We start from the raw sequence: 20,218 nt of genomic DNA on the forward strand, positions 1-20,218 counted from the left end.
CGCCCGCCCGGTCGCGACCGCTGTTGCGCTGTGCCGTGTTCGGCCTCAGGGTTCGCGGGCGCAGAGGTACACGTCCAGGTCGGCGGCGCCCTTGAGCATGGCGCGGCCCCGGGCGGACAGACGGGCCTGCCAGTCGCGCAGGGTCGACTCCAGCGGGGCGACGCCTCCGGCGGAGCGGACCTGAGCGATCAGCGGGGCGATCTGCTCCAGCAGGTAGCCGCCCCGCCTGAGCTGGTGGGTCAGCCGGACGTCCCGTATGTCGGCCGCGCTGTAGATCCGGTAGCCCGTCTGCGGATCGCGGCGCGGCCGGACCAGCCCGGCGTTCTCCCATTTGCGCAGGGTGGCAGGGCGGATGCCGAGCCTCCTGGCCAGCGGGCCGATGAACGTGTCGCCGCGCTCCTGCGGCACGGGTGCCAGATCGCGGAGCGCGGCCTCGACGGCTTGGAGGGTGCGGCGGTCGTCGAGGAGTTGGCCGTGGCTCTCGTCGATGAGCCGCAGCGCGTCCTCGGTGGCACCCCGGTTGACCGCCTGCATGATCGACGTGGCCGTCTGGTGACCGTGCCCGGGCATGAGGGCGAGGAACGCGCGCAAGGCCTGCGCGTGCAGCGGCGTATAGGTGCGATAGCCGTGGACGGTGCGTTCGGCGGCGGGCAGGATGCCGGCGTCCTCGTAGTTCCTGATCGCCTGGGTGGACAGGCCGTGCTCGCGCGCCAGGTCCACTGGCCTCATGGATGCATCACCGATTGAAGGTTCGTCGCGATAAGAGCGGGGATTTCCACGGAAAAGTTTACACCGGAGGTTCAACGATACCGTTAAAGGTATGGATATCAAGGACACGGCCCGGCCGTTCGACGGCACAGGCGTCTCGGCGTTCCTGCGGTCGCTTCCCGCCAAACCCCTGCTGCTCGGCCTGGGCGAGGCCAGGCACTTCGTGGGGGAGCTGGGCGAGTTGCGCAACGAGATCTTCCGGCATCTGGTCGAGCACGAGGGCTACCGGTCGTTCGCCATCGAGAGCGACTGTCTCATGGGCCTCGTGGTCGACGACCACATCACGACGGGCGCCGGCACGCTCGATGACGTCATGGAGCGCGGCTTCAGCCACGGCTTCGGCGCGTCACCGGCCAACCGCGAGCTTGTGCGCTGGATGCGGGCGTACAACGAGGAGCATGACGAAAAGCTTCGGTTCTTCGGTTTCGACGGCCCTCTGGAGTATTGGGCGGCGAGCCCGCGCCAGGCGCTCACCGCCCTCTACGCCCTCCTCGACGGCCCGCTGCCCTGCACCGTGGAAACCCTCGACGCGCTGCTGGGCACGGACGACCGGTGGACGAACGAGGCCACGGTCATGGATCCGTCCCAGTCGATCGGCCGGTCCGCCGACGCCCAGCGGCTGCGCCTGATCGCCGACGACCTGGTGGCGCTGCTCGACACGCAGGCGCCGCGGCTGAGCGCGGAGGACAGGGATCGGGCGGCACTGTACGGGCGCACCGCCGTCGGCCTGCTCCGCTACCACTCCTGGATGGCCGACACCTCCCCGGCCCGGATAGGCAGGCTGTCGGGCCTGCGGGACGCGATGATGGCCGCCAACCTGCGTGCCGTCGCCGAGCGCGGCCCGGCCCTGGTCTTCGCCCACAACCTCCACCTGCAGCGGAACAAGAGCCTCATGTCGTTCGGCGACCAGCAGTTGGAGTGGTGGAGTGCGGGGGCGATCGCCGAAACGCACCTGGGCGACCGGTACGCCTTCCTGGCCGCGGCCTTCGGCACGGTCGGCGACGACACCCCGCCCCCGGACACCGTCGAGGGCATCCTGTCCACGCTCCCGTGGGACCGCTCTCTCATCGACGCCCGCCGCCTGGCCGAGGCCGTCACGAAGCCCGCCCCGCGCATCTCCCACGATTTCGCCTATTTCCCGCTGGACCCGGCCCAGCTCGACATGATCGACGGTGTCGTCTTCCTCAAACAGGCTGTCAGGCTGGGTTGACCGGCGCGTGCGTGTCAGGCTCTGCTGACACGCACGCGCATCAATCACCGAAGGCGGCGCCCGGGATCGCCAGGCGATCGCCGCTGTGCGGGCTGGTCGCCGGCCCGCTTCGACGGTAACCGGCTGCGCCGGCAAACCGAGGGCTTCCCATGTCGGCGGCCTGTCCTGACCGGCCTTCCGTTCCCGGGCGGTCAAGCGGGCGGCCGTACGGTTCGAGCCGGGCGGGAGGCGTTGTTTTGGGCCTTGTAGGCATCCGGCGCCGGAGTTACGATCCGCGTAATTATTAGGAAACTTTCCTAAATGGAAAGGCATTTACGTGCGCCGATTAGCCTCCATGCTGCTGGTTCTCGCCATGGCAGCCACTCTCGCCGCTCTCTCGTCCCCCGCCTCGGCCGCCGCCAGGCTCACCGCGGTCTTCACCCTCACCGGCACCCAGGGCAAGTTCGTGGTGAGCAACCCCGGCACCACTCCGGTCACCGGCTGGTCGATCACCTTCGACCTGCCTGCGGGCATCACGGTCAGCGGTGCCCAGAACGCCACCACCACGCAGAACGGGACGCGGGTCAAGCTGACCCCCGCCTTCTACATCAACACGGTACGGGCGAACGGCAACACCGAGCCGTACAGCCCCACCTTCACGCTCAGCGCGGCGGCCCAGCCGGTGAGCTGCACGATCAACGGCGCCAACTGCGACGGCAGCGGCGACCCGCCACCCCCGGACGCGCCCGTCACCGCGACCTACTCGGGGAGTGGCACCCAGGGCAGATTCGTGGTCGCCAACAACACCGACACCGCGCTCAACGGCTGGTCGATCACCTTCGACCTGCCCGCCGGGGTCACCGCGAGCGCCGCGCAGAACGGGTCGCTGAGCCAGAGCGGGCGCCAGGTCACGCTGAGCCCGGCCCACTACAACACGACCGTGGCGGCACGCGGTACCACCGAGCCGTACAGCCCCGCGTTCACGCTCAGCAGCGCGTCCGCCGAGCCGGAGAACTGCAGGATCAACGACGTCAGGTGCGACGGCGCCGCCGACACGCCGCCCGGCGCGCCCGGCAACCTGCGTTCGCCGGTCAAGACCACCAGAACCGTCTCGCTGGCCTGGGACGCCGCGACCCCGGGCAGCCTGCCGATCTCCGGCTACCAGGTCTACCGGGGCGCCGACCTCGCCGCGACGGTCACCGGGACGAGCACCACCGTCACCGGCCTGACCTCGAACACCGAGTACACGTTCACCGTGAAGACCAGGGACCGGAAGGGAACCCTCTCCCCGGCGAGCGCCGCGCTGAAGGTGACCACCAACAACGCCGGTGACGACACCCAGCCGCCGACCGTGCCCGCGAACCTGCGCGTCACCGGCAAGGACTCCTCCAGCGTCTCGCTCGCGTGGAACGCCTCGACCGACAACAAGGGCATCGCCGGGTACGAGGTCTACACCGGCGCCACCCTGGCCACGACGGTGACCGGCACCTCCGCCACGGTGAGCGGGCTGTCGCCGTCCACCGAGTACACGTTCACCGTGAAGGCCCGCGACCTGTACGACAACACGTCGGCGGCGAGCACCGCGCTGAAGGTGAGCACCGACGACATCATCGGCAGCGGATACGCCAGGATCGGCTACTTCGTCCAGTGGGGCATCTACGGCCGCCAGTACTTCGTGCGCAACCTCGACACCACCGGTGCCGCCGCGAAGCTGACCCACCTCAACTACGCCTTCGGCAACATCGACCCGGTGAACCTGACGTGCCTGCAGGGTGTCACCAAGGGCACCACCGCGAACCCGCAGGACCCGAACCAGGGCGACGGCTCCGGCGACGCGGACGCCGACTACGGCAGGCCGATGAGCGCGGCGCAGTCGGTGGACGGTGTCGCCGACACCGGCTGGGAGAAGCTGCGCGGCAACTACAACCAGCTCCGCAAGCTCAAGGCGAAGTATCCGAACCTCAAGGTGCTGATCTCGCTCGGCGGCTGGACGTACTCGAAGTACTTCTCCGACGTGGCGGCCACCGACGCGGCGCGCAAGAAGTTCGTGAGCTCCTGCATCGACACGTACATCAAGGGGAACCTGCCGGTCTACAACGGCGCGGGCGGCCCCGGCAGCGCCGCCGGGATCTTCGACGGCATCGACCTGGACTGGGAGTGGCCGGGCTCGGAGGGGCACGCAGGCAACCACATCGGCCCGAACGACAAGGCGAACAACACGCTGCTGATCGCCGAGTTCCGCAGGCAGCTCGACGCGCTGACCCAGGAGACCGGCAGGCGCTACCAGCTCACCGCCTTCACCCCCGCCGACCCGGCGAAGATCGCCGCCGGCTGGGACCTGCCCGAGGTCGCCAGGTCCCTGGACATCTTCAACGTCCAGGGCTACGACTTCCACGGCGCGGGCAGCGACAACTCCTGGGAGCCCAACCGGGCCGGACACCAGGGCAACCTGTACGCCGACGCCGAGGACCCGTACCCGTTCCACTTCAGCGTCGAGAACTCGGTCGACGTCTATCTCCAGGCGGGGGTGAACCCGCGCAAGATCACCATTGGTCTCGCGTACTACGGGCGGGGCTGGCAGGGCGTCGCCGACGGCGGGAGGTTCGGCGAGTGGCAGACGGCCACCGGCGCGGCGCCGGGGCAGTTCCCGGACGAGGCGGGCACTCGCGGGTACGCCAACCTGCTGGCCTCCGTGCCGGGATGCGCGGTGAGACACGACGAGCAGTCGGTGGCGACCTACTGCTACACCGGCAACGGCGGTCAGTGGTGGACCTTCGACGACGTCTGGTCGATCGGGAAGAAGACCGCGTGGCTCCGGAGCAAGGGCCTGCTCGGCGCGATGGTCTGGGAGATGTCCGGTGACCCCGGCACCCTGACCACCGCCCTGGACGCGGGTCTGCGGTAACCGTTCCGCCCGGCTCGCCGGGACGTCGCCCCCCGGTTCACCGCGGGGCGACGTCCCGGCCCATCACCCCCGCCAGGCGCAGGGCGCCCCTGGTAGCGCTCGGGCCTGCCGGGGCGAGGAAGGGGAACTCGTGGACGGCGTCGATCGCGTACAGGTCGGCGGACCTGTCGGGCATCGCGCGGTGGAAGTCGTCGACCAGGAGATCGGCGGCCACCACCTCCCCGGCACGGGCGAGCAGCAGGCCCGGCAGCGCCCGCAGGGCGGGCCCGCCGACGCCCACCTCGCCGCCGTCGTCGTGCCACACCCGCGTGGTACCCAGGATCCCGAAACGCGCGGGGGCAATTGTCGCCCTTCGCGAGGCTCCCCGGCTTTCCGCGGGAGTCGCGGCGTTTCACGGAGGTCCGCGTACGTCGTACGACCCGGCGCCTCCCTAAGGGTGCCGGTTGGAGACCGAGACGACCTCGCCGGTCATGTACGTGGAGTACTCGCTCGCCAGGAAGACGATCACGTTGGCCACCTCCCACGGTTCCGCCGAGCGGCCGAAGGCCTCGCGGGAGGTCAGTTCGGCGAGCAGCTCGTCGGTGGTGACCTTGGCCAGGAAGGGGTGCATGACCAGTGAGGGGGCCACCGCGTTGACCCGGATGCCGTGCGGGGCGGCCTCCAGGGCGGCGCACCTGGTCAGGGCCATCACCCCGGCCTTGGCGGCCGCGTAGTGCGACTGGCCCTCCTGGGCGCGCCAGCCGATCACCGAGGAGTTGTTGACGATCACTCCGGAACCCTGGGGGACCATCAGCCGCAGGGCGGCCCTGGTACAGCGCATCGTGCCGGTGAGGGTCACCCCCAGGACGGCGTCCCACTGCTCGTCGGTCATCTCCACCAGCCGCGCCGTACCGCCCAGGCCCGCGTTGTTGACCACCACGTCCACCCGCCCGTGCGCCTCGGTCACCGCGTCGAACATGGCGCGCACCTCGGCCTCGGAGGTGACGTCGCAGGGCACCGCGAGCGGCTTGACCCCACTCAGCTCGGCCAGCGCCTCGGCGGCCTCGCCGAGGCGCCGCTCGTGCCGGTCGGAGACGACCACGGTCGCGCCCTCCTCGGCGCAGCGCCTGGCGGTGGCGTACCCGATGCCCGTCCCGGCCGCCGCCGTGACCAGGACGACCTTTCCGTCAAGCAGGCCGTGGGCGCGGGGGTAGGGGGGAGGTGTCGCCATACGGGCTCCGTTCCGGTGGTCGTGTCTCAGCCCTTGGGCAGGCCCAGGGTGCGCTCGGCGATGATGTTGCGCTGGATCTCGCTGGACCCGGCATAGATGGTGTCGGCGCGGCTGAACAGGTAGAGCCGCTGCAGCGCGTTGAGGTCGTACGGCGGGGCGTCGGCGACCAGACCCGCGCGCCCCTGGACGGCCTGGGCCAGCTCGCCCAGCCGCCGGTGCCACTCCGACCAGTACAGCTTGCCGATCGACACCTCGGGTCCCGGTTCGCCCGCCGACAGTGAGGTCATGGTGCGCAACGCGTTGAGCCGCATGATGTCCAGCTCCAGCCACGAGCGCACCAGCCGGTCACGGAGCACCGGGTCCTCGGCGGCCCCGGTGCGCCTGGCGGTGGCCACCACCTCCGCGAACTCCCGCTGGAAGCCGATCTGCTGGCCCAGGGTGGAGGCGCCGCGCTCGTAGCCGAGGGTGGCCATCGCGATCCGCCAGCCCTCGCCGGGAGCGCCCAGGATGTTGCCCGCCGCGGTGCGGGCGCCGTCGAGGAAGACCTCGTTGAACTCGCTGGTGCCGGTCATCTGGAGGATGGGCCGTACCTCGATCCCCGGCTGGTCCATCGGGACCAGCAGGTAGGACAGGCCGCGGTGGCGTGCCGAGCCGGGCTCGGTCCTGGCGAGCACGAAGCACCAGTCGGCCACGTGGGCCAGCGAGGTCCACACCTTCTGGCCGGTGATGACCCACTCGCCGTCGTCCAGGCGCGCCCGCGTCTGGACGCCTGCCAGGTCGGAGCCCGCCTCCGGCTCCGAGTAGCCCTGGCACCACAGCTCCTCGCCACGCTGGATGGGCGGCAGGAAGCGCCGCCGCTGCTCCTCGGTGCCGTGCTCCAGGATGGTCGGCCCGATCAGTCCCTCGCCGATGTGCCCGACCCTCGCCGGGGCGGCGGCACGGGCGTACTCCTCGTGGAAGGCGACCTGGTCCGCCAGAGTGGCGTCCCGGCCTCCGTACTCCCTGGGCCAGCCCAGGCAGGTCCACCCGGCCTCGCCCAGCCGCCGCTCCCAGGCGAGCCGGACCTCGTGCCCCTCGTGCTCGCGGCCGGGCCCGCCCAGTCCCCGGGCGTGCGCGAACTCGCCCGTGAGGTTCTCCTCCAGCCAGGAGCGTGCCTCCTCGCGCAGGGTCATGGAATACCTCCGGTGTGGGGACGTCAGGCGTGGAAACGGCCGTAGCCGCCCCTGAAGAAGAGCAGCGGGCCGCCGTCGCCGTGGACGCCGAGCCGGTGGACCCTGGCGACGACGATGACGTGGTCGCCCGCGGGATGCTCCGCCTCGATCGAGCAGTCGATCCAGGCCAGGCTCTCCTCGATCACCGGGTTGCCCCCCGGGGAGACCGTCCAGTCGAGCCCGGCGAACTTGTCGCCGCCCCGGCCGGCGAGCGCGGCGCAGACCGGTTGCTGGTGCTCGGCGAGCACGTTGATCGTCTGGGTTCTGGCGGCGCGCAGGCGCGGCCAGCTCGTGCTGCTGTGGGCCACGCAGAAGGCCACCAGCGGCGGGTCCAGCGACACCGAGGTGAAGGAGTTGGCCGCCAGGCCGCACGGCTCGCCGGTGTCGGGGTCGATGGCGGTGATGGCCACCACGCCGGTGGCGAAGTGGCCGAGCACGGAGCGGAACCACCGGCCGTCCACGGCGCCGCCCTGGTGCGTGGCCCCGTTGATCTCAGGTCTCTCGGCTCCGTTGGACGGGCCCTGCGAAAGGCCACTCTGCATGGCGACTCCGTTGGCGGTGGTGCCGCGCCCGGCCAAGGTGGCGCGGGGGTGGTCGGCGGTCTCCAGCAGCCGGGCCGCGTGAGTGCTCATGGTGCTACTCGCCTCCTCAATCGCGCCCGATCGGCCTCCGAGGGGGTTCGGCGGCGGACGGCGTCCTCCACCGTCTGGCGCCATCTTACCAAGCGCTTGCTTGGATTGTAGGGGAGTGCCGGAAAAAGTCCCCGGTCGCCGTCGGCGGCGCGCGCCCGTCGTTGACATCCGCGATTCGCCCGGCCTAGCCTCTGGCCAAGCGCTTGCTTGAGATCGGAGGCTCGTACGTGGGTGGTTTCCGGGACCGCACGGCCGTGGCGGGCGTCGGGTACACCCGGTTCTCCAAGGATTCCGGGGTCAGCACCCTCACCCTGGCCTGCGAGGCCGTGCTGGCGGCCCTGGACGACGCGGGCCTGACCGCCGACGACGTCGACGGCATCGCCACCCACCGGGTCGGCGACTCCGCCGCGCCCTGCCTGGTCGGTCCCGCGCTCGGCATCCACGAGCCCTCCTGGTACCTCGACCAGTTCGGCGGCGGCAGCGTCTCCCACTCGGTGGTCGGCCAGGCGGCGCTCGCGGTCGCGGCGGGCGTCGCCGAGACCGTCGTCTGCTACCGGGCGATCAACGCGCGCTCGGAGTTCCGGATGGGCGGGACCGGCCAGGGGTTGCCGGTCAGCCCCGAGGTCCAGTACCAGGCGCCGTACGGCTACTTCGCGCCGCCGCAGCAGTACGCGATGTTCGCCCGCGCCCACATGTCGAGGTACGGCACCCGTCCCGAGCACTTCGGCGCGCTGGCGGTCGTCCAGCGCGCCAACGCGGCCAAGAACCCCCGGGCGCTCATGCGCACCCCGATCACCCTGGACGACTACCTGGCGAGCCGGTGGATCGCCGAGCCGTTCCGGCTGCTCGACTGCTGCCTGGAGACCGACGGCGCCTGCGCGCTCGTCGTCACGAGCGCCGAGCGGGCCGCCGACCTGCGCAGGCCGCCGGTGCTCATCTCCGCCGCCGCGTGGGGTGGCGGCGACTCCTTCCTGTCCGGCGGCCGGGCGGACACCACGGTGACCAGCGCGGCCGAACTGGCCCCGCGCCTGTACCGCCAGGCGGGCATCGGGCCCGCCGACGTCGACGTGGCCGAGATCTACGACTGCTTCACCTACTCGGTGATCGTGCAGCTGGAGGACTACGGCTTCTGCGCCAAGGGCGAGGGCGGCCCGTACGTCGCCTCGGGTGCCGTCGCGCCGGGTGGTGAGCTGCCGGTGAACACGCACGGTGGGTTCCTGTCGGAGGGGTACGTGCACGGCGTCAACCACATCGCCGAGGCCGTCTCACAGCTGAGGGGGGACGCGGGGGACAGGCAGGTGGAAGGGGCCGAGGTGGCGCTCTCCACGGCCCAGCCCGGCTACATCCTGCCCGCCACCTCGGCGCTGATCCTGCGGAAGGGGTGAGGGGTGCGTCCGGTTGCCGATCGCGACTCGGCGGAGTGGTGGAGGCGGACCGCCGGCGGGGAGTTCGTGCTCCAGCGGTGCGACTCCTGCGCCACGCCGCGCTTTCCCGCCCGCGCCTACTGCCACCGCTGCAGGACCCGCGAGTGGCACTGGGAGTCCATCGCCCCGGCCGGCCGCGTCGAGAGCTGGATCGTCAGCCACCAGCCCTTCCTGGCCGGGGTGAGCGAGCCGTACACGGTGGTGATGGTACGGCTGGACGAGGCGCCCGAATGCGTCATGTACGGCAACTGGCGCGGTGCGGAGCCGCCGGTCGCGGGCCTGCCCGTCCGGGCGTGCTTCAGGAGGGTGGACGAGGAGCTGTCGCTGATCGACTGGCGTCCGCTCGGCTGAGGCGCGTTCGCGGTGGGGCTCATCGTCGGGGCCGCGTCACGGGTGCGTCCCGGCGGGTCCCGTTCCCGCCGATCGCGCTCCGGAGATGGGGAGCGCGCCCTGGCGGGCGTGGGGGACCCGCCAGGACGCGTTCCGCTCCGGCGCGATGGGCGGAGGACCCCGGCGAGGGGTGGGGTCCTCCGCCGGTTAGTCGCGCTCGGAGTCTGTGTCGGCGAAGGCGCGGACCTGGTGGTCCGCCTCCTCCTCCGCGAGGTCGTCGTCAGGCGTGGGCCGCCGGTAGTGCTGCGAGATGAGGCGGGCCGCCCCAGCCGGGTCGTCGGCCGGATGCGAGGACTCAACGCCGTCCTCGTTCCAGACAAAGAGCCCGTTCTTGCACCAAACGGTTAGATCGGTCAGCACCGAGAGCACGGACATCCCGCTTCCGTTGCTCTGGTAGGTGTGGGTGAACCCCTGGCGGTGCAACGCGTAGCGCAGTAAACGCGTCGCCTCGCGGGGGTCGCGCCAGGGCAGGTACGGCGCATCCACGCGGACCGACAGCACCGGCCTCCACCCCCTCGCTGGCCTTTCGATGGATTTGTACCAACGATTGGATGATGCGGGTCTTGGGAGGTTGGGTCAAGGGGCTGTTCCCCGCTAGAACCAGATCGTCTAGTTTTGTTGGCACAAAGGGGACTTAATGGCGCGGTCAACGCTGTATCAACTGGTGGCCTCCGATCTGAGGAGGACCATCTACTCCGGTGCGCTCGGACCGGGGGATCAGCTGCCGACCGAGGCGGAGCTCATGCTCGTGCACCAGGTGAGCCGGAACACCGTGCGGCTGGCTCTCGGCGAGCTGGTGAACGAGGGCCTGGTCACCCGCACCCCCCGCAGGGGCACCGTCGTGCGGGAGCGCCGTCCGCTGCTCATGCACCCCCAGCGCGAGCTGCAGCCGCGGGGCGAGGAGACCCTGGAGGCCTTCGCCTGGGCGGTCTCGCAGGAGGGGCGCGCGCCGAGCCAGGAGATCGAGGTCTCGATCGTGCACCCGGCCGAGGAGATCGCCAGCAGGCTGGAGCTCGCGGACGACGAGCTCGCCGTGGTCCGCCGCAGGCTGCGCTTCGTGGACGGCCAGCCGTACAACACCAACGACTCCTACTTCCCGCTGGCCCTGGTCGCCGACTCCGAGATCACCCGTCCCGGCGACATCAGGCGCGGGGCCAACAAGGTCCTTGAGGAGCTCGGCCACCGGCAGGTGCGGATGGTGGACGACATCTGGGCGCGGATGCCCAACAGCGCGGAGACCGAGCGGCTCCAGCTCCAGCTCGGCACGCCGGTCGTCGTCTACGTCCGAGTCGGTTACGACGTGGAGGACACCCCCGTGCGCGTGGCGGTGTCGGTACTGCCCGCGGACAAGCACCTGATCAGGTACGAGCTGGAAAGCCGTTGACATCTCGGTAACCGCCCTGACGGGCCGGCCCTCACTCCGTCCGCGCCGCGGGCGCCCGGCGGGCCGCGCCCGCAGGGCGGCCGTTCTCCCTCCGGCCGGCGCACTCCGGGCCGGGCCTTCCCCGGGCCCGGCCGTCTCGCCCGAGCTCCCCCCGCCCGGCGCCCTCCCGTCGGGCTCTCTCGCGCCGCCCGCGCCTCTCACCCCGACCGGCGTCTCCCCGCCGCTCGCCCCCAGCCCCTAGGCATCCGCCTAGCCCGACATGGGTGCCGTGCGCCATCAGGCGACCACGCTCCGTGTCAACTCGCGTACCGAACGCAACGAAGGGATGAACCATGCACTCGAACACCGCCAGTCCCACCACCGTGCGCCCGTTCACGCTGCGCAGGGCCACGGACGGTGATCTCGACGGGGTGCTCGCGCTCCTCGCCGAGACCGCCGGGTGGCTGAACCGCCGCGGCGTGCGGCAGTGGCCCGCCGCCGGCTTCCCCGCCGAGCGCATCACCCCGCTGATCGACGAGGGCGTCATGTACCTGCTGGACGGGGAGGACGGGCCCGCCGCGACCCTCGCCCTGGACGCTCACGCCGACCCCGAGTTCTGGGCTCCGGGAGACGACCCCGGCTCGGCGCTCTACGTCCACAAGCTGGCCGTGGCGCGCGCCCACGCCGGCCGGGGGCTGGGAGAGGCGCTGCTTGACTGGGCGGGCCTGCGGGTCCTGGCCCTGGGGAGAAGATGGCTCAGGCTTGACTGCTCCAAGGACAACTCGCGGCTCCAGGACTACTATCGGGGACAGCGTTTCGCGCATCTCCGCACGGTCGACCTGTCGCATCGCGCCTCCGGCGCCCTGTTCCAGCGGCCGGGGGGCCTGCGCGCCCACGCGTCCGGCCTCGCGCCGTCCTTCTCGGACCGGCGCGGGTCGTCCGTCCCCGAGCATGTCTGAACCACGGCGATCCCAGGGCAAACCCATCCGATAGCCTCCATTCATGACCGGATCCTTGCTTGAGGTGATCACGCTTGACGTGCGTGATGCCGTCGCGGCCGAAGCCGGTGGCGCCGATCGCCTGGAGGTCGTCGCCGACATGGCCGTGGACGGGCTCACCCCGGCTGCGGAGACAGTCGCGGCGATCTCCAAGGAGTGCGCGCTGCCGCAGATGGTGATGCTGCGTGGCGAGGCCTCGTTCCTGGCCACGCCCGAGTCGCTGAAGGCCCTGAGCCGCGAGGCCAGGGCACTCGCCGACGCGGGCGCGGCCGGGTTCGTGTTCGGGTTCCTCGATCGGGCGGGGGCGGTCGACCTGGCCGCCACCGAGGCGCTCATCCACGCGGTCGCACCCCTGCCCTGGACCTTTCACCGGGCGGTGGATCACGCGGCCGACACCCAGGCGAGCTGGCGTGCCGTCCGCCTGCTGCCCAACCTCGCCACCGTGCTCACCTCGGGTGCGCCCGGTGGCGTGGCGGACGGGCTGCCGCTGCTCAAGACCCGGTGCGAGGCGGGCGACGGCCCGCTGATCATGGCCGGGGGCAGGTTGAGGCCCAGCCATGTCGGGGTGCTGTTGGAGTACGGCGTGCGGGCCTTCCACGTCGGCAGCGCCGTGCGGGCGTCCTGGTCGGACCCGGTCGACGAGCGCCGGGTCCGCCAGTGGCGCGCCCTGATCGACTGAGGCGCGCCAGGTCTCGCGGTGATCGGCCGGGGCGCCGGGAGCCGGGGGGACCGGCGATCGAGGTCAGGCCGGTGGAGCCGGGGCGGGGCCCAGGGCCAGGTCGGCGCGGCGCAGGGCGGCGGTCATGGTCTTGATCGTGGCGGGCTCGTCCATCACGCCCCCGCCCGCCTCGCGCCGCTCCTGCCAGGCGCGCACCCGGTCGGCGTACTCCTGGTAACGGGACAGGTGGAAGGCATAGACCGTCGCGTACCGGCTGACCAGGTGTGACGGGTGCATGTCCCAGCCCTGGTAGAAGCCGTGGCCCAGGGAGTGCCCGACCAGCTCCGCGTGGCGCCGCCACAGCTCCTGCACGGCCCGCCTGTCATCCGAGGCGGGGGAGGCCGCCAGCGAACCGTCCGACAACTCCACACCGGTCCCGGCGAAGACCGTCTGCATGACGTTCCTGGCGTGATCGCAGACGGGATGGTCCAGCCGCTGCTCGTGCGGGGGCAGGGCGCAGCTCGCCGTGTAGTCGAAGACGCCGAAGTGCGCCGCGGCCAGCCGGCCCCGCAGGGAGGCGACCAGAGCGGAGTCGAGGAACAGCACCGTCTGCGGCGCCTCGACCTGGATCTCGAACCGGAGCGCGCCCTCGTCGAGGCCCAGCCCGTCCTCCAGCGCCCGCAGGCAGTCGGCGAACTGGTGGAGGTAGGCCCTCATCAGCACCTTCGGGAAGGTGACCACGAATCCCCCGGGCAGCCGCCCGACCCGCTCGACCACGCCGGTGAGAAAGCCGTCCAGCGTCCTGAGGGAGCGGACCGGGTCGCCGTCGGCGAACGACTTCACCCGCAGACCCCAGCGGCGGGGGAGCGTTCCGGCCGCGTGCATGGCCGCGATCGCCTCGGCGGCGGTGGAGGCGTGACCGTCCTCCTCCGCGGGACGCGACCCGTACCCGTCCTCGAAGTCGACGCGCAGGTCCTCGACGGGCTCCTCGCCGAGCTTGGCGGCCACCCGGCCGTGCACGGCTCCGGCGAGGTCCCCGCCCACGCCGAGGATCGCGGCCAGCTCGCCCTGCGGCAGGTGCCGCCGCATCAGCTCCAGCGCGGCGTCACCCCACGCCCGTACCGTCCCGGCGTCGAGGCGGTCCGCGGGGACGTAGACCGTGTGCACCGGCTGCCACCCGGCCGGCCCGTACGGGTACAGCGCCGACTGCTCGCGGTGGACCCGCTCGAAGCCCGGGATCAGGGCGGACGGGTCGGCGAGCGTGACGCGCATGCTGGTGCTCCTCTGTGGACGTGCCGATATGGACGTGCCGTTTCGAACGCACCTTAGCCGCAGCCCTCCGCCGCCGGTCCCCCCTGCCACCGTCGCCCCACGCCGATCAGTGGACTCAGCCGGTCCCAACCGGATCACAAGTCACCATGGCTAAACTTTGCCATCGGAGTTCGATCACTCGGCGATGGGATGACATGAACAGACTCAAGGGGCTCTCCGCGCTGGCCGGGTCCCTACTGGCCGTACTGCTGATGACGCAGGCGGCTCCGGCCGCCGCGGCGGCCGCGCCCGCGAAGCCCAAGGTGGCCGTGGCGGTGAAGGCGGGTCCGGCCAAGCACACCGGTAAGTGCCCGGTGACCGTCGGCTTCACGGCGAAGATCAAGGTGAGCGCGCCCACCGTGGTGGCCTACCGCTGGCTCAGGGGCGACGGCTCCAAAAGCGCGGTGAAGACCGTCAAGGTGAACGGGACGAAGATCCTGAAGGATCGCGCCACCTTCCGCGGCAACCTGAAGGGCTGGCAGGCGCTCGAGGTGCTGAGCCCGCGCAAGGTCGTCTCCAAGAAGGCGACCTTCGCGATCTCCTGCGCGCCGCAGAGCGGCGGCGGTAACGGTGACAACGGCGGTGACGGTGGCGTCGACCCGCAGGGCCCGGCGGAGGGCCAGGGCGGCACCGAGAACGGCGAGTAGCGCGAACAGCGCCCCGGCCGCGGCCACCCTCCGGCTCTCCGGGCGTGGCCGCGGCCGTGTCATTGACGGCCGCAGGCGGTGAGCATGGCGGCGATGCCGAGGAGTTTCACCCGCTCGCCCCGGTCGAGGGACCTGGCCAGTGCCGCCTCGGCGGCCTCGATGGCCAGCCAGTGCTCGTAGGTGATCGGCGAGATGCCCCGGGAGGCGAGGAGCTCGTCCGGGTCCGTGCGGTGTACCGGATCGCGGCCGGCGAGATCGGCGAGGAGGGTGCGGACCGTCTCGGCGGCGTCGGACTTGTTGGTGCCGATCACACCGCTGGGGCCGCGCTTGAGCCAGCCCGCCACGTACTCGCGGTCGCGGACCCGGCCGGCCTCGTTCGGCACGGTCATGGTGGCCTCGGAGAAGGGAACGCCGGGTAGCGGCACGCTCTGGTAGCCGACCGAGCGCAGCACCATGCCGACCGGGAGGGTCTCGAACTCGCCGGTGCCGACCACCCGGCCATCCAGCAGCCGGGTTCGCTCCAGCTTGAGCGCCTCCACCCGCCCCTCGCCGAGGATCTCCACCGGGCGCATCCAGAACCGCACGTCCAGCCGCCGGGGACGGCCCGTCAGGCCGCGGGCCGCCCAGCTCTGCAGGACCTCGACGTTGCCCCTGATCTGCCGAGACGCCGTCGAGACGTCCGCGGCGCTCTCCTCGGGCCGCACCCGCACGTCCGCGTTGGTCAGCTCGCCCAGCTCCCTGAGCTCCTTCAGGGTGAACTTGGCGTGCTCGGGCCCCCGGCGGCCGATCATGTGGATGGCCTTCACCTCGCTGGCGGCCAGCCGGTCGAGCACCTCCTGCGGCACGTCGGTGGCGCGCAGCTCGTCGGCGGTCTTGGCCAGGATGCGCACCACGTCGACCGCCACGTTCCCCACGCCGATCACCGCGACCTCGGGGCTGTCGAGGACGAAGCGGTCACCGGGCATGTCGGGATGGCCGCAGTACCAGTTGACGAAGTCGGTGGCGGCCACGCTGCCCGGCAGGTCCTCGCCGGGGATGCCCATCCGCCGGTCCACCATCGCGCCGGTGCAGTAGACCACGGCGTCGTAGCAGTCGAGCAGATCGGTGACGCCGATGTCCCTGCCGAACTCGACACCGCCGAGGAACCGCACGTCCGGAAGCTCCAGCACGCCGCGCAGGTAGCCCGCTATCGACTTGATCGAGGTGTGGTCGGGGGCGACCCCGTAGCGCACCAGCCCGTACGGGGTCGGCAGCCGCTCCAGCACGTCCACCCGCAGGGGCACGGTGGCCTGTTTCCTCAGGGCCTCGGCCGTGTAGATCCCGGCGGGCCCCGACCCCACGATCGCGACTCGCAGCGACACATCGCCTCCCAGGGTGCTGGCTGTCATGACGCGATTCTCTATTACCGGTGCCCGCCGGGCCAGTCTCGGCGGTCCGTTGTGATCGAACCGGTCATCCGGCACGGGGCGTCCGGCGGATACGTTTCCAATATTTCCGAACATTCCCTGCGAACACGGTGTTCCCGGCGGGCCTGGTCCTCCGTGGGAGCACGTGCCTCGGAGGTTCTCTGCATTTCCCGCGAACACGGTGTGCCCGGCGTGCCCGGTGCCCCGTGAGAGGACGTGCTCGTGCGCCCGCCCACGGGGTCGCTCGCGCGCTGTCTACGGGGTCGTCCGCGCGCGCAGGGCGCGTTTGTCTATCTTCCCGTTGCCGGTGACGGGAAGGGCGTCGACCACGATCACCCGCCTGGGCACCTTGTAGTTGGACATGTTGTCGCGGGCCCAGGAGATGACCTTCTCCGGCTCGACGGCCGCCCCCGGCCTCGGGACCACGAACGCCCAGCCGACCTCGCCCATCCGCTCGTCGGGTACCGAGACCACCGCGGCCTGGGCCAGGGAGCCCTCCCGCAGCAGGAGCCCCTCCACCTCGGCGGGGGAGACGTTGAACCCCCCGGCGATGAACAGCTCCTTCTTACGGTCCACGATGGCGAGGTCGCCGCGGGTGTCGAGGGCGCCGATGTCGCCGGTGTGCAGCCAGCCGTCCCTGATCACCTCGGCTGTTCTTTCCGGCTCGCCCCAGTAGCCGCGCATGACCCCGTACCCGCGGACGAGGACCTCGCCGCGCTCGCCGCGCGGCACCTCCAGGCCGTCGTCGTCGACGATCCGCACCTCCATGCCCGGCACGGGGCGGCCCGTGCTGCCCGCGATGACCTCCACGGGGTCGTCGGCCCTGGTCATGGAGACGACCGTGCCCTCCATCAACCCGTACGCGTTGATCATGCGTTCCAGGCCGATCCGCTCCAGCAGCCTGCGTACCAGCTCGGAGGGGACGGAGGCCGCCCCGCAGATCGCCACGCGCACCGAGTGCTCGCCGATCTCGGTCTCCTCGAGCAACCGGTGGAACAGCGTCGGGGGCCCGGCCAGGATCGTGATCCCGCCGTCGCGGATCAGGCCGGCCAGCAGGTCGGGGCCGAACGTGGCGATCGGCATCATCGTGGCCCTGCGCATGACCGAGGCCAGCAGCCCGGCGTTGAGCCCGAAGCCGTGCGCGAACGGGGCGATCACCGGGTAGCGGTCGCCGGGGCCGAGCGTGACGATCTCCGCCCAGTCCCAGTAACCGCGCAGCATCCGGTCGTGTTCGAGCATCACGCCCTTGGGCGTGCCCGTGGTGCCCGAGGTGGAGATGATCTCGCACAGGTCGTCAGGTCGTACGGCCAGCGCGCGCTCCTCGGCCTCGGCGCGCCCGATGAGGGAACCGGCGGCGAGCACCTGCGAGGGCTGCGCAGAGCCGGGCCGCTCCAGCCCCTCGGGCACGATCGAGTGCCGCAGGTCCGGCAGGCCGGCGAAGGGCAGGCCGCCGCCCGTCTCGCCGGCGGCCTCGGCCAGCAGGTCGGCCAGCACGGCGCCGTCGTGACCGTGCCCGGTGATCAGCACGCTCGCCCCGGTCGAGCGGAGCGTCGCGGCGGCCTCGATGCCCTTGTAGCGCGACGACAGCGGCACGAGCACCGCGCCGGTGTCCCAGACGCCGAACGCGGTGATCACCCAGTACGCGTCGTTCGGGCCCCAGACGGCGACCCGGTCGCCCGGCAGCACGCCCAGCGCGATCAGGCCTCTGGCGACCTCGCCCGCCCGGTCGCGCAGCTCGGCGAGGGTCAGCCGGACCGTCCCGTCGTCCACGACGACGTCCGAGGGGTGATCGCCGGACAGGGCGCGGAGCATGCGGGGAATCGTCCGCCAGCCGGGTACTTCCATAGCGGTCGCGCCTTTCGTGGATCAGCGGGCGATGGCTGTGCGATCCCTGCCCAGGTGGTGGCCTCGCGTGTCGTTCACCACGCCGGGGGAGACCGTCTCCGAGATCCGGTCGGAGATCTCGACGGCGATCGTGACCGGGGTGAGCGCCTTGAGCGACTGCTGGAGGCGCGACCTCCACATGGGATTCCCGACGAGGCTCTCCCGCTTGAAGGTCACGGTCAGGACCGCGGCGTCGAGCGTGCCCTGCCGCGAGACGCCCAGCTCCCAGCCGGAGACTCCGTCGATCTTGTTGAGCGCCCGCTGGATCCGGTTCAGCGACACCCACACCCCGCGCACCAGCACGTGGTCGCCGACCGTGTGCTCGGGGGCGGGGATCGCCTCCCCGCCGGAGACCCTGACCACCTGGCCGGTGCGCACCGCCTCCCCGGCCCGCGCGCCGGCGACGACCAGCTCGGCCGGCCCCGAGGCGTACGGCGGTGCCTGCAGCTCGTCCTTCTCCAGCGGGGCCAGGCCCACCGAGCCGGGTACGAGCAGGGTCAGCGGCGCCGACTCCGAGGACCGCCAACCCAGCGGCGTCGCGGTGAACGGCGAGCAGTAGACCTCCGTCACCCGTGCCCCGAACTCCGTCGCCAGATGCGACATCGTGCGGCGCGAGGCGATCTCCCCGGTCAGCACGACGTGCCGCAGGCCCAGGTCCAGCGGGTCCAGCAGGAATTCCAGGTGTAGCCGGGCCAGCAGGTCCATCGCGCCGGTCGGCGTGATCACCAGGGTGGTCGCGCCCAGCGACTCCAGCGCGTGGTGCAGCCTGAGCCTGCCCCGGGGGCCGACGGAGGCACCCGCCCCCGCGACCTCGGCGGCGGCGCGCGCCCACTGCGGGCCCGCCAGCTCGCCGTCGCCCGACAGCGCCGCCACCACCCGGTCCCGCCCGTCCACGCCCACCGCCCGCAGCGCGGCGGCGTAGGCGGCGGTCAGCTCGCCGAGCTCGCCCGCGGGGGTCACGCTGCCGGCGTCGGCGGAGACCAGCAGCAGCCCGGACGCGCTACGGCTCCCGGTGGCGAGGTCGTCCCTGGTCAGCCATACGGAGGGCGCACCGAGCGGGACGGCTCCGGCGGGCGCCGCGTTCGGGGCGGGCGCGGCGCCGTCGCCGCCGGCCGCCGGGTTCGTCGTCAATTGATCACCTCGGTCATGAAAAGCCGCATCGACTCGCAGACGTGTTCGTGGGCGAGGCCGCCCACCTGTGCCTGCAGGATCAGGTCGGTGGCCCCGGCCTCGGCGATGCGGGCCGCGGCCTTCCGGGAGCCCTCCACGTCGTCCACCACGACCATGTGGTGCTCGCGGAGCGTGGCCATGGCCTCCTCGGGGGGCATGCCGGCCGCGAGCTGGCCCAGGACCTTGTGGGTGGCGTGCCGGGCGTCGTAGTAGTCGGGAGGGGTGACCAGGTTGACCTGGCGCCGGATGTACCACAGGACCGGATCGGAGGCGATCTCGAACGCCCGCTCCCTGGTGCCGCCGACGAACCACGGGATCATCAGCGCGATCCGCCGGCTGTCGGGGTCGAAGCCGTTGTCGGCCAGGCACTGCCGGTAGCTCGCGATGTCCTCGGCGACGTCGTCGAGGCCCTTGAGCATCGTCATGCCCAGCAGGTTGTAACCGTGCCTGGCCGCGGCCAGGTAGCCCTCCAGGGAGGTGGACGCCACCCACACGGGAGGGTGCGGCACCTGGGCCGGTCGAGGGTAGACGGAGACGTCGGGGATCTCGAAGAACTCGTTGGACCGGCTGATCGGCTCGCCGTCGGCGTTCCAGATGGCGAGGGTGGCCTCCAGCGAGTCCTCCCAGATCTGCCGCGACTTCTCGAAGGGCTTCTGGAACGCCTGGTACTCCAGCGGGGACGCGCCCCGTCCGGTGCCGAACTCCACCCGGCCGCCGGAGATGACGTCGAGGGTCGCGACGCGTTCGGCGGTCCTGATGGGCGACTGGAAGGGCAGCAGCACCACGCCCAGGCCGAGGTGGATCCGCTCGGTGCGCTGGGAGATGGCGGCCAGCACGAGGTCGGGGGCCGATGAGTGGGAGAAGCCCCGGGTGAAGTGGTGCTCGACGAACCACGCGGTGTCGAAGCCCAGCCGGTCTCCGAGGACCACCTGGTCGATCACGTTGCGGAACGTCTGCTGTTCGACCTCGCGGGAGCGTCCGCGGACCTCCAGCTCGTAGCCCAGGCTGATCCTTAGGGACGTCATCCACGCCTCCGTTGTGTCCATCCGACC

19 protein-coding genes are annotated in these 20,218 nt (G+C 71.7%); 8 read left to right on the forward strand and 11 right to left on the reverse strand.

Features of this window, described 5'->3' with window-relative positions; translation table 11 throughout:
* Window positions 1-45: 45 nt before the first annotated feature.
* Window positions 46-729, reverse strand: a complete 684-nt coding sequence (locus tag ABT061_RS05465; RefSeq protein ID WP_350912981.1) for a TioE family transcriptional regulator — start codon at window positions 727-729, stop codon at window positions 46-48.
* Between the two features lie 91 nt (window positions 730-820).
* Between ABT061_RS05465 and ABT061_RS05470 the strand changes: the two genes are divergently transcribed.
* Together ABT061_RS05470 and ABT061_RS05475 are read left to right on the forward strand one after the other, a co-directional pair.
* A complete protein-coding gene (locus tag ABT061_RS05470) occupies window positions 821-1,978 on the forward strand; it encodes an erythromycin esterase family protein (protein ID WP_350912982.1) in 1,158 nt (385 codons plus the stop codon).
* A gap of 316 nt (window positions 1,979-2,294) precedes the next feature.
* A complete protein-coding gene (locus tag ABT061_RS05475) occupies window positions 2,295-4,862 on the forward strand; it encodes a glycosyl hydrolase family 18 protein (protein ID WP_350912983.1) in 2,568 nt (855 codons plus the stop codon).
* 37 nt (window positions 4,863-4,899) lie between these two features.
* Here ABT061_RS05475 and ABT061_RS05480 read toward each other — a convergent pair whose 3' ends face one another.
* The 4 genes from ABT061_RS05480 to ABT061_RS05495 form a co-directional block, all read right to left on the reverse strand.
* The gene (locus ABT061_RS05480; RefSeq protein ID WP_350912985.1) at window positions 4,900-5,166 is read right to left on the reverse strand and encodes a hypothetical protein; all 267 of its coding nucleotides are present in this window, start codon (window positions 5,164-5,166) and stop codon (window positions 4,900-4,902) included.
* A gap of 126 nt (window positions 5,167-5,292) precedes the next feature.
* Window positions 5,293-6,072, reverse strand: a complete 780-nt coding sequence (locus ABT061_RS05485) for an SDR family oxidoreductase (RefSeq protein WP_350912987.1) — start codon at window positions 6,070-6,072, stop codon at window positions 5,293-5,295.
* 26 nt (window positions 6,073-6,098) lie between these two features.
* Entirely contained in the window at window positions 6,099-7,244 is a 1,146-nt protein-coding gene (locus ABT061_RS05490; RefSeq protein WP_350912990.1) for an acyl-CoA dehydrogenase family protein, read from the reverse strand.
* Window positions 7,245-7,267: 23 nt separating this feature from the next.
* A complete protein-coding gene (locus tag ABT061_RS05495; protein WP_350912992.1) occupies window positions 7,268-7,915 on the reverse strand; it encodes a flavin reductase family protein in 648 nt (215 codons plus the stop codon).
* Between the two features lie 227 nt (window positions 7,916-8,142).
* Between ABT061_RS05495 and ABT061_RS05500 the strand changes: the two genes are divergently transcribed.
* Entirely contained in the window at window positions 8,143-9,300 is a 1,158-nt protein-coding gene (locus ABT061_RS05500) for a thiolase C-terminal domain-containing protein (RefSeq protein ID WP_350913427.1), read from the forward strand.
* A gap of 3 nt (window positions 9,301-9,303) precedes the next feature.
* Window positions 9,304-9,690: a Zn-ribbon domain-containing OB-fold protein gene (locus ABT061_RS05505; RefSeq protein WP_350912994.1), complete on the forward strand. Its 387-nt coding sequence runs from the start codon at window positions 9,304-9,306 to the stop codon at window positions 9,688-9,690.
* Window positions 9,691-9,876: 186 nt separating this feature from the next.
* On the opposite strand, the gene ABT061_RS05510 is transcribed toward ABT061_RS05505, so the two are convergent.
* Window positions 9,877-10,230, reverse strand: a complete 354-nt coding sequence (locus tag ABT061_RS05510) for a hypothetical protein (protein WP_350912996.1) — start codon at window positions 10,228-10,230, stop codon at window positions 9,877-9,879.
* Window positions 10,231-10,366: 136 nt separating this feature from the next.
* Here ABT061_RS05510 and ABT061_RS05515 point away from each other — a divergent pair, with 136 nt between their 5' ends.
* The 3 genes from ABT061_RS05515 (at window position 10,367) to ABT061_RS05525 (ending at window position 12,769) form a co-directional block, all read left to right on the forward strand.
* On the forward strand, window positions 10,367-11,113 hold the full coding sequence (locus ABT061_RS05515; protein ID WP_350912998.1) for a GntR family transcriptional regulator: 747 nt from the start codon (window positions 10,367-10,369) through the stop codon (window positions 11,111-11,113).
* Between the two features lie 332 nt (window positions 11,114-11,445).
* Window positions 11,446-12,051, forward strand: coding sequence for a GNAT family N-acetyltransferase (locus tag ABT061_RS05520; RefSeq protein WP_350913000.1), 606 nt, complete (start codon window positions 11,446-11,448; stop codon window positions 12,049-12,051).
* Window positions 12,052-12,094: 43 nt separating this feature from the next.
* On the forward strand, window positions 12,095-12,769 hold the full coding sequence (locus tag ABT061_RS05525; RefSeq protein WP_350913002.1) for a copper homeostasis protein CutC: 675 nt from the start codon (window positions 12,095-12,097) through the stop codon (window positions 12,767-12,769).
* A 63-nt stretch (window positions 12,770-12,832) separates the two neighbouring features.
* Here ABT061_RS05525 and ABT061_RS05530 read toward each other — a convergent pair whose 3' ends face one another.
* Window positions 12,833-14,020 (reverse strand): DUF6986 family protein, encoded by a 1,188-nt coding sequence (locus tag ABT061_RS05530; RefSeq protein WP_350913004.1) that lies wholly within the window; start codon window positions 14,018-14,020, stop codon window positions 12,833-12,835.
* A gap of 194 nt (window positions 14,021-14,214) precedes the next feature.
* Here ABT061_RS05530 and ABT061_RS05535 point away from each other — a divergent pair, with 194 nt between their 5' ends.
* Window positions 14,215-14,706: a hypothetical protein gene (locus ABT061_RS05535; RefSeq protein ID WP_350913007.1), complete on the forward strand. Its 492-nt coding sequence runs from the start codon at window positions 14,215-14,217 to the stop codon at window positions 14,704-14,706.
* Between the two features lie 59 nt (window positions 14,707-14,765).
* On the opposite strand, the gene ABT061_RS05540 is transcribed toward ABT061_RS05535, so the two are convergent.
* From ABT061_RS05540 to ABT061_RS05555, 4 genes are all read right to left on the reverse strand, one after another.
* Entirely contained in the window at window positions 14,766-16,094 is a 1,329-nt protein-coding gene (locus ABT061_RS05540) for an FAD-dependent oxidoreductase (RefSeq protein ID WP_350913009.1), read from the reverse strand.
* 273 nt (window positions 16,095-16,367) lie between these two features.
* Complete coding sequence (locus tag ABT061_RS05545; RefSeq protein WP_350913011.1) at window positions 16,368-17,957, reverse strand: AMP-binding protein; 1,590 nt, start codon at window positions 17,955-17,957, stop codon at window positions 16,368-16,370.
* Between the two features lie 21 nt (window positions 17,958-17,978).
* A complete protein-coding gene (locus tag ABT061_RS05550; protein WP_350913013.1) occupies window positions 17,979-19,127 on the reverse strand; it encodes a class I adenylate-forming enzyme family protein in 1,149 nt (382 codons plus the stop codon).
* On the reverse strand, window positions 19,124-20,191 hold the full coding sequence (locus ABT061_RS05555) for an LLM class flavin-dependent oxidoreductase (RefSeq protein WP_350913015.1): 1,068 nt from the start codon (window positions 20,189-20,191) through the stop codon (window positions 19,124-19,126). The genes ABT061_RS05550 and ABT061_RS05555 overlap by 4 nt, the downstream gene beginning before the upstream one ends.
* Window positions 20,192-20,218 lie beyond the last annotated feature (27 nt).

Origin of the sequence: Streptosporangium sp. NPDC002544 (assembly GCF_040295965.1) — a bacterium.
GTDB lineage: Bacteria > Actinomycetota > Actinomycetes > Streptosporangiales > Streptosporangiaceae > Streptosporangium.

What these genes read in the sequence shown, in the direction of transcription:
- ABT061_RS05465 (WP_350912981.1), bottom strand. Translation starts at nt 729, where the DNA reads ATGAGGCCAGTGGACCTGGCGCGCGAGCACGGCCTGTCCACCCAGGCG.
- ABT061_RS05470 (WP_350912982.1), top strand. Translation starts at nt 821, where the DNA reads ATGGATATCAAGGACACGGCCCGGCCGTTCGACGGCACAGGCGTCTCG.
- ABT061_RS05485 (WP_350912987.1), bottom strand. Translation starts at nt 6,072, where the DNA reads ATGGCGACACCTCCCCCCTACCCCCGCGCCCACGGCCTGCTTGACGGA.
- ABT061_RS05490 (WP_350912990.1), bottom strand. Translation starts at nt 7,244, where the DNA reads ATGACCCTGCGCGAGGAGGCACGCTCCTGGCTGGAGGAGAACCTCACG.
- ABT061_RS05495 (WP_350912992.1), bottom strand. Translation starts at nt 7,915, where the DNA reads ATGAGCACTCACGCGGCCCGGCTGCTGGAGACCGCCGACCACCCCCGC.
- ABT061_RS05515 (WP_350912998.1), top strand. Translation starts at nt 10,367, where the DNA reads ATGGCGCGGTCAACGCTGTATCAACTGGTGGCCTCCGATCTGAGGAGG.
- ABT061_RS05520 (WP_350913000.1), top strand. Translation starts at nt 11,446, where the DNA reads ATGCACTCGAACACCGCCAGTCCCACCACCGTGCGCCCGTTCACGCTG.
- ABT061_RS05525 (WP_350913002.1), top strand. Translation starts at nt 12,095, where the DNA reads ATGACCGGATCCTTGCTTGAGGTGATCACGCTTGACGTGCGTGATGCC.
- ABT061_RS05530 (WP_350913004.1), bottom strand. Translation starts at nt 14,020, where the DNA reads ATGCGCGTCACGCTCGCCGACCCGTCCGCCCTGATCCCGGGCTTCGAG.
- ABT061_RS05535 (WP_350913007.1), top strand. Translation starts at nt 14,215, where the DNA reads ATGAACAGACTCAAGGGGCTCTCCGCGCTGGCCGGGTCCCTACTGGCC.
- ABT061_RS05540 (WP_350913009.1), bottom strand. Translation starts at nt 16,094, where the DNA reads ATGACAGCCAGCACCCTGGGAGGCGATGTGTCGCTGCGAGTCGCGATC.
- ABT061_RS05545 (WP_350913011.1), bottom strand. Translation starts at nt 17,957, where the DNA reads ATGGAAGTACCCGGCTGGCGGACGATTCCCCGCATGCTCCGCGCCCTG.
- ABT061_RS05555 (WP_350913015.1), bottom strand. Translation starts at nt 20,191, where the DNA reads ATGACGTCCCTAAGGATCAGCCTGGGCTACGAGCTGGAGGTCCGCGGA.